9 protein-coding genes and 1 pseudogene are annotated in these 13073 nt (G+C 70.7%); 4 read left to right on the top strand and 6 right to left on the bottom strand.

Translation table 11 applies throughout. The features are described 5' to 3' along the window. Positions 1-9: 9 nt before the first annotated feature. From NF681_01095 to NF681_01080, 4 genes and pseudogenes are all read right to left on the bottom strand, one after another. Positions 10-4116, bottom strand: coding sequence for a PAS domain-containing protein (locus NF681_01095; GenBank protein UST52602.1), 4107 nt, complete (start codon positions 4114-4116; stop codon positions 10-12). 133 nt (positions 4117-4249) lie between these two features. Further along, positions 4250-4669: a BLUF domain-containing protein gene (locus NF681_01090; protein ID UST52601.1), complete on the bottom strand. Its 420-nt coding sequence runs from the start codon at positions 4667-4669 to the stop codon at positions 4250-4252. A 244-nt stretch (positions 4670-4913) separates the two neighbouring features. After that, positions 4914-6467: a sensor domain-containing diguanylate cyclase gene (locus tag NF681_01085; GenBank protein UST52600.1), complete on the bottom strand. Its 1554-nt coding sequence runs from the start codon at positions 6465-6467 to the stop codon at positions 4914-4916. 274 nt (positions 6468-6741) lie between these two features. Then, positions 6742-7671, bottom strand: a pseudogene (locus NF681_01080) (LysR substrate-binding domain-containing protein). Positions 7672-7835: 164 nt separating this feature from the next. Between NF681_01080 and NF681_01075 the strand changes: the two are divergent. After that, entirely contained in the window at positions 7836-8564 is a 729-nt protein-coding gene (locus NF681_01075; GenBank protein UST52599.1) for an SDR family NAD(P)-dependent oxidoreductase, read from the top strand. A 71-nt stretch (positions 8565-8635) separates the two neighbouring features. Further along, positions 8636-9376, top strand: a complete 741-nt coding sequence (locus tag NF681_01070; protein ID UST52598.1) for an SDR family oxidoreductase — start codon at positions 8636-8638, stop codon at positions 9374-9376. A gap of 37 nt (positions 9377-9413) precedes the next feature. On the opposite strand, the gene NF681_01065 is transcribed toward NF681_01070, so the two are convergent. Further along, complete coding sequence (locus NF681_01065; GenBank protein UST52597.1) at positions 9414-10250, bottom strand: SDR family oxidoreductase; 837 nt, start codon at positions 10248-10250, stop codon at positions 9414-9416. Between the two features lie 97 nt (positions 10251-10347). On the opposite strand from NF681_01065, the gene NF681_01060 reads away from it, so the two are divergent. Beyond that, complete coding sequence (locus NF681_01060; GenBank protein ID UST52596.1) at positions 10348-11238, top strand: LysR family transcriptional regulator; 891 nt, start codon at positions 10348-10350, stop codon at positions 11236-11238. 66 nt (positions 11239-11304) lie between these two features. Here NF681_01060 and NF681_01055 read toward each other — a convergent pair whose 3' ends face one another. Then, positions 11305-12045 (bottom strand): glucose 1-dehydrogenase, encoded by a 741-nt coding sequence (locus NF681_01055; protein UST52595.1) that lies wholly within the window; start codon positions 12043-12045, stop codon positions 11305-11307. 134 nt (positions 12046-12179) lie between these two features. Here NF681_01055 and NF681_01050 point away from each other — a divergent pair, with 134 nt between their 5' ends. Then, on the top strand, positions 12180-13073 hold the full coding sequence (locus tag NF681_01050; protein UST52594.1) for a LysR family transcriptional regulator: 894 nt from the start codon (positions 12180-12182) through the stop codon (positions 13071-13073).

The following is a 13073-nucleotide window of genomic DNA, read 5'->3' as shown; positions in this document are numbered from 1 at the left end:
CGCGCGGCCTCAGCCGGCGTCCCGCGATCCGAGGATCGCGAACAGCGTCTCCTCCAGCAGGTCGAGGTCCACGGGCTTGTTGAGGTGCGCGTCGAAGCCGGCCGCCTGGGCGCGCGCCCGGTCCGTCTCCCGCGTCATGCCCGAGACCGCGACCAGCGCCAGCCCGCGCGTGGCCGCGTCGGCGCGCAACGCGCCCGCCAGCCAGTGCCCGTCGTGTTCGGGCATGGCCAGGTCCGAGACGACCGCGTCGAAGGCGCCACGCGTGGCGATGCGCACGGCCTCCTCGGCTCCGGCGCACAGCGTGACCCGCGCCCCCTCGCTCTCCAGCAGCGCACCGAACGCCTGCAGCAGCTGCGGTTCGTTGTCGACCACGAGGATGCGCAGGCCGTCCAGGGTGCGCGCCGGCGCGCGGTCCTGCGTCCGCAGGGCGGGAGCCTCGGTGTTCAGGGGGAGCCAGACCTTGAAGCACGCGCCCCGTCCCAGGCCGGCCGACTCGGCCGCCACCCGCCCGCCGTGCAGTTCGGCGAGCTGCCTCACCAGCGCCAGGCCGATGCCCAGCCCCCCGGTGCGACGGTTCAGGCCGGTGTCGACCTGCCGGAACATCTCGAAGACGCCCTGGACGTGCGCCGGGTCCAGGCCGATGCCGGAGTCGGCGACGGCCAGGCAGGCCATGCCGTCGCGCGTGGAGAGATCGACGTCGATGGTGCCGCCGTTCGGCGTGAACTTCACCGCGTTGGCGACCAGGTTCCACACGATCTGTTCCATCCGTACCGGATCGGCATGCACGACGGCCGGCACCGTGGCGACCCGCAGCGTCTGCGATTTCTCCTCGACGTCGCCGCCCATCGCCGCCGCGATGCTCGCGACGGTGTCGGCCAGGTCGAAGCGCGCGGGCGCGAGCACCAGCTTGCCCATGTTGGCGCGCGAGAACTCCAGCAGGTCGTTGATGATCTGCAGCTGGCTCGCGACGGCCGTCTCGATCGATGCCGTCGCGCGCAGCGCGCGCTCGTTGCCTTGCAGCAGCGGCAGCCGGGCGAGCAGCTGGGCGTTCATCTTGATGACGGACAGCGGATTCTTGAGTTCGTGCGAGACCACCGCCAGGAACTCGTCCTTCATCGTGCTGGCCTCCTGGAGCCGGTCGCGCGTGGCGCGTTCGCTCTGCAGCGCCGACTCGCGCTGGCGCGCGCGGAACTCCTCCTGGGTGAAGTTCCTGCAGATCTTGGCGAAGCCCACGACACCGCTGCCTTCCAGCGGCACGGTGATGCCGCTGCAGTAGACCTTCTCGCCGTCCTTGCGCAGGTGCCACTGGTCGTCGTCGGCCCGTCCGAACTCGGACGCCCGGCGCAGTTCGCGCTCCGGCAGCCCGGCCTGGCGATGCTCCTCCAGGAAGATCAGGCCGAAGGACTGACCGATGGCCTCCTCGGGCAGGTGGCCGAAGATCTTCACCGCGCCGGGGCTCCAGGTGACGATGGTTCCGCAACCGTCCAGCGTGATGATGGCGTAGTCGCGCATGCTCTCGGCCACGAGCCGCATGCGCTGCTCGCTCAGGCGCAGCTTGTCCTCGGCCAGCCGGCGCGAGGTGATGTCGAAGAAGGCGAGGACGGCGCCCTCGATGCGGTCCTCGGCGGTGCGGTAGGGCACGACCCGGGCCAGGAACCAGCGGTGGTCGTGGCTGCGCACCTCGCGCTCACTGCGCGTGAGCTCGCGCAGCACGTTCCTCACGTCGCCCGACAGCGCCGGGTAGTCCATCCGGTGGGTGATGTCGAGCAACGGCCGCCCGATGTCGGCGTCCAGCAGGTTGAACAGCGTCGCCGCCTGGGGCGTGAACCGCTTGAGCCGCATGTCGCGGTCGACGAACACCGCGCTGATCTCGGCCGAGTTCATCAGGTTGTGCAGGTCGTCGTTGAGCTGGGTGCTGTCCTCCACCCGCAGCGTCAGTTCGGTGTTGACGGTGGTGAGTTCCTCGTTGACCGACTGCAGCTCCTCGCGGCTGGTCTCCAGCTCCTCGGTGGTCGAGCGCAATTCCTCGTTGATGGTCTGGAGCTCCTCGTTCGACGCCCGGAGTTCCTCGGTGAACGCGGTGGATTCACCGACCGTGTTCTTCAACCGGGCCTGCAGCTGCAGCAGCTCGGCTTCCAGCGCCTCGTTGACCGCGTCGCGCCCCCGCGGATCGCCCAAGGGGAGCGTCAGGCTCTCCCGCACCTCGTTGAAGACCACCAGCATCATCCCCGCGGGCGCCTCGTCGACGGCGGGTCGCACGGTCATGATGACCGCGTGCGGCACGCCGTTGAGCGTCAGGCTCACGCGCGACGCCTCGACGCTCGACGCGCTCTGCGCCGCCCGATGGAGCGCCGTGCGCAGGGCGATGCGCAATTCGGGACGGATGAGCGCCAGCAGCTTGTTGGTCGGCGCGCCCTCGGGAACCCGCAGCAGGTGCGAGGCGCGGTGACTCACGTGCAGCACGGTGTCGTCCTTGTCCACCAGGACGGTCGGCGGCAGGTATTTGTGCAGGACCCGCTCGTGGAGCAGCTCGAGGGGCGGCTTCTGGGACGGTTCCTGGGGCGCCGCGACGGGGGCCACGCTGACCTCGGGGACGCGCACGGCGATGGGGGTCAGCACGCGCGTGCGCACGGAGCGGGCGCCCACCCGGTAGATGCGCCGGGCCTTGTCGATGTCGTCGAACAGGCCCTCGGCCGCGTCGGCGGTCTCCGAGCTGCCCAGGAACAGCAGGCCATGGAGCTTGAGCGCGAAGTGGAAGCTGCGCAGGGCCTGCGCCTGGGCGGCGCGGTCGAGGTAGATCAGCACGTTGCGGCAACAGACCAGGTCCAGCCGCGTGAAGGGCGGATCGCGCAGGAGGTTGTGCGCCGAGAAGACGACCGTCTCGCGCAGCGCCTTGTTCACGCGCAGGCTGTTCTCGTCCTGGACGAAGAACTCGCGCAGCCGCCGGGGCTCGATGTCCGCGGCGATCGACAGGGGGAACACGCCGGTGCGCGCCGAGGCCACCGCGCGTTCGTCGATGTCGGAGGCGAACACCTGGATCTGCGGCCCGCGCGGGCCCAGCAACTCGCGCAGGACGATGGCGATCGAATAGGCCTCCTCGCCCGTGGCGCAGCCGGCCACCCAGGCCCGGAACGGCTCGGTCGGGGAGCGGTCGTCGACGAGGTGCTTCAGGGCGTCGCGCAAGGCGTCGAACGCCTCGGGATCGCGGAAGAAGTTGGTCACGCTGATGAGCATGTCCTGCAGCAGCGCCGGCGTCTCGCGCGGCTGGGTGTCGAGCAGCCGGCGGTAGGCCGGGAGGTCGGCGACGGCGTTGACCTGCATGCGCCGCTCGATCCGCCGCAGCACCGTGCCGCGCTTGTAGTTGGCGAAGTCGTGGCCGGTGCGTTCGCGCAGGATCGCCTTGATGGACACCAGGGCCTCCTCCGCCATCGCCTCGGCGGCGCCGGTCACCCGCACCACCTCCAGGCCGTCCGGGGGATTGGGCAGCGCCAGGCAGCGGGCGTTGTCCCACAGCAGCACCAGCTTGGGCGCGATCTCCTCGGCGGTCAGCACGAAGTCGACCACGCCGGTCTGGATGGCGGCCCCGGGCATGCCGTCGAACTCGGCGTCCTCCAGGCTCTGCGCGATCGCGACGCCGCCGAGTTCCTTGATCCGGCGCAGCCCCTGCGCGCCGTCGCTGCCCGAGCCGGACAGCACCACCCCGATCGCGCGCTCCTGGTGCGCCTGCGCCAGGGTGCGGAAGAAAAGGTCGATCGAGGCGCCGCGCGCGGGCAGCGTGGTCAGCGGCGCCACGTGGAGGTGGCCGTCGCTCATCACCAGCTTCAGCGCCGGCGAGATCACGTAGAGGTGGTCCACCTCGATCGGCGTGGATTGCGTGACGGTGACGATGGGCAGCCTCGTCACCCGCTGCAGGATCGTGCCGAGCATGCTCTCGTGCTCGGGACTCAGGTGCATCACCACCACCAGGGCCATGCCGGGCGTCTCCGGCATGCGACCCAGCAGCTTCTGCAGGGCCGCCAACCCGCCAGCCGACGCGCCGAAGCCGACGACGGGAAAATTGAGATGACTCTTGGCGACCCTGAACTCCTCGGGGTCCGGCTCTCGTGCGGACGTCATGTGGTTTGCGCGGCTGTGTTTTCTCGACGTCCGGATTGTCGATAAAAGGCGCACGGAATCCGCGCGGCCGCGAAATGAATCGAAACCTCGTGTTACGAGTCCGCCACGGCGCCGCCGTCGCAGGACGGCGGCCTCAGGGCTGGAATCTCCAGTCCGCGTCGCGTGTGAGGGCGCGCACGAGCGGGGCGGCCGTCGCGGGATCGCTGGCGTACAGGTCCAGGTGCTTGCCGGGCGAGAAACTCCGGAAGATCGCCTTGGTACGGTCGTCCCATTGCATCAGCGCCATCGACCAGTCGGGGTAGGCGCGCCGCGCCATCGGGCGCTGATCGAGGACGGTGGCGTTGCGGTGCCGCGCGTCCCTGGCGATGCGCGCGAAAAGCGCGCGCACGGCGCGCTCCTCGCCCTCGAGGTACTGCATGTAGGTGGCATCGAGCAGGCACAGCACGCCGGTGATGCCCAGGCCCGGGTTGCGCGCCCTGGACCGTTCGACGATGCGGGCAACGTCCTCCGGGCACGCGTCGCACGCGTGGCTGGCGTAGATCAGTCGGTACATGGATTCTCGGCAGATGAAGCATCCCCGGCCTCCTCGTTGCCGGGCAAAACTGTGTTTCTACTGAGTTTTCGGACGGCGCGTCGCGTCCCAGCGGTGATCCCTGTGGATCGCCGGGACGCTTCGCACAGCGCGCGACGTCCGGCCGGCCGTCGTGGCTGGCGACCCGCCCCGACGGCGATTCCGGTCGGCCGCAGGCGCGGTCCGTGTAGCGCCCACCCCCGGGCGATGCCTCGCGAGGTGCGGATCAGGCCGCGATCAGACGGGGATAGATCGCCTGGTCGCGGTGGACGACCACCCGGTTGCGGCCCGCCGCCTTGGCCTCGTAGAGCGCCTCGTCGGCATGCCGCACCAGGGCCTGCACCTCCTGGATGGCGTTGTCGAACGTGCGCGAGGCCACCCCGACGCTGACCGTCACCTTCTGCAGCGGATGCGTGGCGTGCGGAATCGCCAGCGCTTCGACCGCCGCGCGCGCCATCTCCGCGACCATGGTCGCGCCCAGGGCGTCGGTGTGGGGCAGCACCATCACCATCTCCTCGCCGCCGTAGCGCGCCACCAGGTCGAGGGGCCGCCGCGCGGCCGACTGCACGGCCAGCGCCACCTGCTGGAGGCAGGCGTCGCCCTGGGGATGGCCGTAGCGGTCGTTGTAGCGCTTGAAGTGATCCACGTCGATCATGACCAGGCTCAGGGGCTCTCCGGAACGACACGATTCGGCGAAGTCCCGCGCCAGCGCCTCGTCCAGGGCGCGGCGGTTGGCCAGACCGGTCAGGCCGTCGTGGCTGGCGAGCTGCGACAGGCGCGCGTTGGCCCGGGTGAGTTCGTCGCGCGTCGCCCCCAGGTCGAGTTCGACCCGCATGCGCTGGCGCACCGAGCGGACGACCAACGCGCCGGCCAGCGCGGTGATCGCGCACAGCAGCACGATCCACAGGGTCTGGATCCAGGTGGTTTCGCGCCACTCGCGCAGCATCTCGCGCTTGGACAGCGCCACCGACACCAGCAGCGAATGGCCTTGCGTGTGCTGGAAGCTGCCCAGGCGCTCGACGCCGTCGAACGGGGAGATGCTTTCGTAGGTGCCCGCCGCGCGGGACGCGAAGTCCTTCTGCAGCGGCGTGCCGGCGATGGTCTTGCCCAGGTTCTCGGCCGCGAACGGGCGCCGCACCAGGATGGCTCCGTCGTTCAGGGCGACCGTGAGGGCGCCCTGCTGGCCGATCTCGAAGTTGGCCAGCAACCGGTTCACATGCTCGACCTCGATCGTCGCCAGCACGACGCCGGCGAAGCGGCCCGCCGCGTCGTTGAAGCGGCGCGACACGGGAATGATCCAGCGACCGGACGAACGGCTCACGAGCGGCGTGCCGACGCGGACCGCGAGCGACGCCGCCTCGCGGTGATCGACGAAGTACGCACGGTCTGCGTTGTTCCGGCCCTCGGACGCGATGGCCTGCGAATTGATGACCCAGGCCCCTTCGGCGTCGTAGACGAAGATGCCCTGGACGTGCCGGTTGGTCGCCACGTGGTTGAGAAGCAGCGGCTGGACGTGGTCGAGCACGTGCCGGTCCGACCCGTCCGAGGCCATTTCGTAGGCGATGCTGTCGAGCAGGTGCCCGACCTCCGCGATCATTCCGTCCATTTGCTGCGCGACCGCCGAAGCCAGGTTCGTGTTGCTCACGACGGCCTGTCGCAATTGCTGATCGCGCGCCCGCCACGCGAGCCAGACGTCCACGGCCAGCAACGACAGGCAGACGAAGACGACGAAGATGGTCGTGGCGTGGACCGTGCGGCGTTGAACGGATCGGGTTTGCACGTGGGTTCGATGAAGGACGGGAAGACGGGAAGGAAGTGCCAGGGGCGCCAGGCGGGTCCGTGCGCCCGGGCGGGCGGCCGGACCGGCGTGCTGCGCGATCCCTGCCTGCGCACGGAGCCGACCCGCCAGAGGATAAGCAGGCGTGGATGCCTCCGAAGCCTCGAATACGTCGTCGAATACGGCGCTGTTCGCCGCATCGGACGCCGGGCGATGCAGGCGCCACCGGCCGCGTGGCACGCCCGGGTCGGCCGTGGGGCCCCGCCCGGCGGCCGCTTCAGGGCGCGAGCGGACGGTCGTCGGCGTCGGACCCGGTGATCAGATCGACGAACGCGCGCAGCGGGGCGGGCATCAACCGGCTCGGAAAATACAGCCGTGGTCCGTCGAACCGCGTCCACCAGTCTTACAGGACGGGCACCAGGTCGCCGCTCGCGAAATGGGGGTCGAGCCAGTTCCCGAACGTGCAGATCAGCCCGTGGCCGCCGCGCGCCAGGTCGATCGCGGCCGCGGCGGCGTTCACGCCGATGGTCAGGCGGGCGGGCGGATCGAGCCGCAGGCGCACGCCGTCGCGCTCGAAGTCCCACGCGGTGAGGGCACCGCTGGAAAACCGCGTCCGGATGCATGCATGCCCGGCCACCTCGTCGGGATGGCGCGGGCTTCCGTGCGCCGCGATGTAGCCGGGCGACGCCGCCAGCGCGAGCTGCTGGAAACGGGGACCGATCGGCACCGCGATCATGTCCTGAGCGAGGTGCTCCCCGTAGCGGATGCCGCCCATGCAGCCCTCGGCGATGGCATCGACCAGCCGGTCCTCCACCACCAGCTCGACCTTCGTGGCCGGATGCCTGAGGAGGAACCGGTCGATCAGGGGCGGAAGGATGTCGACCATCACGGCGCCGGTGACATTGAGCTTCAGCAGCCCCCGGACCTGCTGGTCGGACCCCGTGACATCGTGCAGCGCCAGGCGGATGCCGGCGAGCAGCGGAGCGATGCGCGCCAGCAGCTCGCGCCCCGCTTCCGTCGGCATCACGCTGCGCGTGGTGCGATGGAGCAGCGCCACGCCGAGCTGGGCCTCGACCCTCGAGACGGTCTCGCTGACGTTGGACGGCGCGCGGCCGAGTCGCCGGGCGGCGGCGCGGAAGCCGGCGGCCTCGCACACCGCGAGAAAGACCGACAGGTCGTCCAGCGAGGGATCGCGATCGTTGGCCATGACGACCAGTCTACCGGCCACCCCCGAGCGCCTCCGAGCGCCCTGCCACCGCCGCCGGCGCGTCGGCCTGATCGCCACGGCGAACGGCTTGTTCCCGCGCGCCAGCCTTATCGGAACGCGGGCCGGCGCCGATGATCCTGCTTCCACAGCGAAGGAACGAGCACATGAAGCAAGCCGGGCGGATCGCCCTGATCACGGGCGGGAACAAGGGAATCGGACGGCAGATCGGTCGGGAACTGGGGCGCGGCGGGCTGACCGTGCTGATCGGCGCCCGGAGCCTGGCGCGCGGCGACGCCGCCGCGGGTACGCTGCGCGCGGAAGGCATCGACGCCCATGCGATCGAAATCGACGTGACCGACGAGGCCAGCGTGGCGCGCGCCGCCGACCGGATCCTCGGGCGGTTCGGATCGCTGGACATCCTGGTGAACAACGCCGGGATCAACGACCCCGGCGACGGCCGGCCCGCTCACGCGTCCGTCGATGCCGTGCGTCGCCTGCTCGAAACCAACTTTCTCGGTGCGTTGGCGGTGACGCAGTCGATGCTCCCGCTCCTGCGGCGGGGCCGATCGGCCAAGATCGTCAACCTGTCCAGCAGCCTGGGCTCGCTGAGCCTGAACAGCGACCCGACGTCGCCGTACCACCAGGCGCAATGGATCGGCTACAACGCGTCGAAGGCGGCGCTCAACATGCTGACCGTGCAACTCGCCCAGGAACTCGGCGAGCACGGGATCGCGGTCAACGCCGTCTGCCCCGGGTTCGTCAGGACCGACCTCAACGGGAACACGGGCGTCCTGACGGTCGAGGAAGGCGCCGCCACGGCGGTCCGGCTGGCGCTGACGGAAACCGGAGGCACCGGGCAGTTCCTGGATGCCCGGGGCCAAGTGCCCTGGTGAGTCCCCTGGCCGTCTCGGCCAGTTCGTCTTCCATCTCCCACGCTCCAACCTTCCCACTCAGGAAAATCCGAATGACCTCCTCCAGACAGAAGATCGCCCTCGTCACCGGCGCGTCGCGCGGCATCGGCGCCGCGATCGCCAGGCGGCTGGCGGACGACGGTTTCGCCGTCGTCCTCAATCACGCCAACAGCCCCCGGGAAGCCGACGAACTCGTCCTGTCGATGAACGCCAGGGAGCAGACGGCCATGGCGGTCCAGGCCGACGTCGCGAGCAGCTCGCAGGTCAAGGCGATGTTCGACGAGGTCGAGCACACGCTCGGCACGATCGACGTGCTCGTCAACAACGCCGGCATCCTCAGGACGACCCCGCTGGCGCAGACCAGCGACGCCGACTACGACCGGCATTTCGACGTGAATGCGAAGGGCACGTTCAACACGATGCGCGAGGCGGCCACGCGCCTGAACGAAGGCGGACGCATCGTCAACTTCTCGAGCACGACGCTCGCGCTGAACCTGCCCGGCTACGCCGTCTACAACGCGACCAAGGCGGCGGTGGAAGCCTTCACCCACGTGTTCGCCAAGGAGTTGCGTGGCCGCGCCATCACCGTCAACGCGATCGCACCCGGTCCGGTCGCCACGGCGCTGTTCCTCGACGGCAAGAGCGACGCGCTGATCGCGCAGTTCGCCAAGATGCCGCCCCTGGAGCGCCTGGGCCAGCCGGACGACATCGCCAGCGTGGTCTCCTTCCTCGCCGGGCACGATGCGGCATGGGTCAACGGCCAGATCCTTCGCGTCAACGGCGGCCTGGCGTGAGCGGCCGGCACCCGGCGTCCACGCGGCGCCCGGACCGTCAGGCGTCGGCGTCGGCGGAGTACGCGATCTCCCGCTGCGCCTCCAGCGCCCCGACGCGCGACCGCAGCGCCGTGCGGATCGACGCGTAGGCGGTGCTGCCCAACGCCAGGCGACGCAACCCCGGCGTGCCTTCGTCGGCCGCGGCGAGCATGGCCGCGACGGTCCGTCCGGCATCCCCGGTCAGCCTGAAGTCGCCATCGCGGACCGACCGGCGCACCCGGCCGGCGGGGGTGTCCTCGTAGTCGGGCAGGGGCGTCGCGTGGTCCAGACCGTCGCGGAAGCCCGTCGCGGTCGGGCCGGGCTCCACCAGCAGGAAGTCGATGCCGAAGCCCTCGACCTCCTGCGCGACCGACTCGACGAAGCCTTCGATGCCCCACTTGGTCGCGTGGTACAGGCTGAAGTTGGGGTAGGCGATCTGCCCGCCCTCGGAGGAGACCTGCACCACCCGTCCACCCCCCTGGCGGCGCAGGTGCGGCAGGGCGGCGCGGATCACCTGGATCGAGCCGACCAGGTTGGTCGCGATCTGGCGGTCGATCTGTTCGTCGCTCAGTTCCTCGGCCGCACCGAACAGCCCGTAGCCCGCGTTGCTGACGACGACGTCGATCCGTCCCGTGCGATCAAAGGCGTCGTCGACGGTCCGGCGGATCGCCGCCACGTCGGTCACGTCGAGCGGCAGGACGAGCAGGCGCTCCGGGTGCGCCATTTCGAGCGCCTGCAGCGCGCCAGGCCTCCGGACGGTGGCGACGACGCGGTCGCCACGCGAGAGGAGCGTCTGCGTGAGCAGGCGCCCGAGGCCGGCGGAAGCGCCGGTGATGAGCCAGGTCTTGGAGGTCATGCGTTTCGTCCAGAATGTTGAGGGCTCGATTCTGGAAAGCCGCCGGTGTCCTGAGAAGTCCGATGGACCGGGACGAGACGGTCAACGAAATTCACCAATGCCCAAACCGACGCTCGCCGACCTTGCCGCGTTCCAGGCCGTCGCCACGCATCGCAGCTTCCGCCGGGCCGCCGACGCGCTCGGACAGTCGCGCTCGTCGCTCAGCCACGCCATGCGCGGGCTCGAAAGCCAACTCGGGGCGCGCCTGCTCAACCGCACGACCCGCAGCGTCGCGCCGACGGAACTGGGCGAACGTCTGCTGGCGCGCATCGGGCCGGTGCTGCGCGACCTGGACGACGCGCTGGACGTGGTTGCGCAGGTCGACGGCCGGGTGCAGGGAACCCTCCGGATCAACACCAGCGAGGCCGCCGCGCGCCTGCTGCTGCAGGACGTCGTGCCCCGCTTCCTGGCGGCCTGTCCGCTGGTGGAACTGGACCTGGTGGCGCAGGGACAGCTGGTCGACGTCGTCGCGCAGGGTTTCGATGCCGGCATCCGGCTCGGCGATGCCCTGCCGCAGGACATGGTGGGCGTGCCCGTCGGCGGCGGCGTCCGGTTCGTCGCCGTCGCATCGCCCGCCTACCTCGCCGGCCGCGCGCCGCTGGTGACGCCGGACGACCTGAAGCGGCACGTCTGCATCCGCCAGCGCCTGCCCAGCGGCAAGCGCTACCGGTGGGAGTTCGCGAAGCACGGCCAGGAGGTCGCCATCGACGTGCCGGGCGCGCTGACGCTGGACAACGTGCCGCTGATGGTCGAGGCGGCGCTGCGCGGTCTCGGCATCGCCTACGTGCCCGAGACCTCGGCGCGGGCGGAGCTCGACCAGGGTCGGCTGATGCCTGTCCTGGACGACTGGTGCCCCGCCGGGCCCGGCCTGTTCCTCTACTTCCCGGCCAACCGCCTCATGCCGGCGCCGCTGCGGGCGCTGGTGGACCTGCTCAAAGCCGAGGCGTAGCGGCCCGCGGACCTGCGCGAGCTCCTGGCGTGCCCGGGGCGCCGACGCGGACGGCGGCGCCGCGCGTCAGAACACCATGCCTCCGGCGACATCGATCGTCGTGCCGGTGATCCAGCCGCCATCGCCGGAGACGACGAACGCCACCGCGGCCGCGATGTCCGCCGGCATCCCGACCCGGGCCAGCGGCGTCTTGCCGACCAGCACGTCGGCCACGTCCCGGGCGGACTCGGCGTTGCCCTCGGTCTTCACGAATCCCGGTGCGATGCCGACCACGCGGATCCGCCGCGGGCCGAGCGCCAGGCCCAGCGAACGCGTCAGGGTGTCGACCGCGCCCTTGGTCGCGCAGTAGGCATGGACCGTGGGATAGGGACTCTTCGCGAGGCCGGAGCTGATGTTCACGACGACGCCCCCGGCGCGCATGACGCGCGCCGCCGCCTGGGTGGTCAGGAGAAGACCGCGCACGTTGAGCGCGAAGTGCGCGTCGATGCTCTCCGCCGTCAGCGATTCGAGCGAATCGGGCCGGTAGATGCCGGCGTTGTTCACGAGGATGTCGAGGCCCCCGAAGTGCGTGATCGCGGCATCGACCAGGGGACCAATCTGGTCGGGCCGCGACAGGTCGGCCTGGACCGCGACGGCGCGCCCGCCGGCCGCGGCGATGCGCTGGACGACGCGCCCCGCCGCTTCGGCACTGCGCGAGTGGTTGACGACGACGCAGGCGCCGTCGGCGGCCAGGCGTTCAGCGATGCCGGCACCGATCCCCTTGGACGAACCGGTGACGATGGCGACTTTGCCCGTGAGCTGGGTCATGGTGTGTTCCTTTGATGGTTGTCGACGAGCGGCCGCCCCGGGGAGCGGACCGGTGCCGAGCGTAGACAGGAAGCACCACTGGATAAACCCGGGCGCGCGGGATGCGCCCTGAAGCCGGTCTTCATAATGCGGCGATGCCCTCGGACCTGCTCGCCCCCATTGCCGCCTTCGCGCGCGTGGCGCACCACGCGAGCTTCACGCGCGCGGCGACCGAACTCGGCGTGTCGCCCTCCGCGCTGTCCCAGACCGTTCGCAAGCTCGAACGCGGGCTCGGCGTGCGGTTGCTCGACCGCTCCACCCGCCGGGTCAGCCTGACCGAACTCGGCCGGCGTTTCCTCGCGCAGGCGCAGCCCGGCCTGGCCGCGGTGGCGCTCGCCGTCGAGGGCCTGAACGAATCGCGCGACAGGCCCGCCGGGCTGCTTCGGCTGAACCTGTCGCGCACGGCCGCCGACATCCTGGTCATGCCCCACCTGATGGCGTTTCTGGACGCGTTCCCCGACATCACGCTGGAAATGCATTGCGACAACGCGCTGCTCGACCTCGTCGCGGGCGGATTCGACGCCGGCATCCGCCTGGACGAGAACCTGGCGCAGGACGTGGTCGCCGTGCCGCTCGGCGGCCGGCAGCGCATCGCCACCGTCGCGTCGCCGCGCTACCTCGCCGGGCGCGAACCGCCGCGCGCACCGCAGGACCTGGCCGGCCATCGCTGCATCAACGCGCGCCTGGGCGGCGTGGTCTATCGCTGGGAATACACGCACGAGGGCAGCGACATGACCATCGACGTCCAGGGCCCCGTGCTCACCAACGACGGCGACCTCATCCTCGCCGCGGTGCGTGCGGGCGCGGGCATCGCCTGCGCGTTCGAGTCGCAGGTCCGGGACGACCTTTCCACGGGACGTCTGGTGGCGCTGCTCGAGCCCTGGTGGCCGGCCTTCCCGGGCTTCTGCCTGTATCACCCGAGCCGGGCCCACGTTCCGCGCAAGCTGCGCGTCTTCATCGAGTTCATGCAGGCGCGCCAGGGCGCCTGA

The organism is Comamonadaceae bacterium OTU4NAUVB1 (assembly GCA_024372625.1).
Classification (GTDB): Bacteria; Pseudomonadota; Gammaproteobacteria; order Burkholderiales; family Burkholderiaceae_C; genus Variovorax.
Note: the sequence above shows the minus strand (reverse complement) of the source record. Positions and strands in the feature narration are given on the sequence as shown.

What these genes read in the sequence shown, in the direction of transcription:
- NF681_01095 (UST52602.1), bottom strand. Translation starts at nt 4,116, where the DNA reads ATGACGTCCGCACGAGAGCCGGACCCCGAGGAGTTCAGGGTCGCCAAG.
- NF681_01090 (UST52601.1), bottom strand. Translation starts at nt 4,669, where the DNA reads ATGTACCGACTGATCTACGCCAGCCACGCGTGCGACGCGTGCCCGGAG.
- NF681_01075 (UST52599.1), top strand. Translation starts at nt 7,836, where the DNA reads ATGAAGCAAGCCGGGCGGATCGCCCTGATCACGGGCGGGAACAAGGGA.
- NF681_01070 (UST52598.1), top strand. Translation starts at nt 8,636, where the DNA reads ATGACCTCCTCCAGACAGAAGATCGCCCTCGTCACCGGCGCGTCGCGC.
- NF681_01065 (UST52597.1), bottom strand. Translation starts at nt 10,250, where the DNA reads ATGACCTCCAAGACCTGGCTCATCACCGGCGCTTCCGCCGGCCTCGGG.
- NF681_01060 (UST52596.1), top strand. Translation starts at nt 10,348, where the DNA reads ATGCCCAAACCGACGCTCGCCGACCTTGCCGCGTTCCAGGCCGTCGCC.
- NF681_01055 (UST52595.1), bottom strand. Translation starts at nt 12,045, where the DNA reads ATGACCCAGCTCACGGGCAAAGTCGCCATCGTCACCGGTTCGTCCAAG.
- NF681_01050 (UST52594.1), top strand. Translation starts at nt 12,180, where the DNA reads ATGCCCTCGGACCTGCTCGCCCCCATTGCCGCCTTCGCGCGCGTGGCG.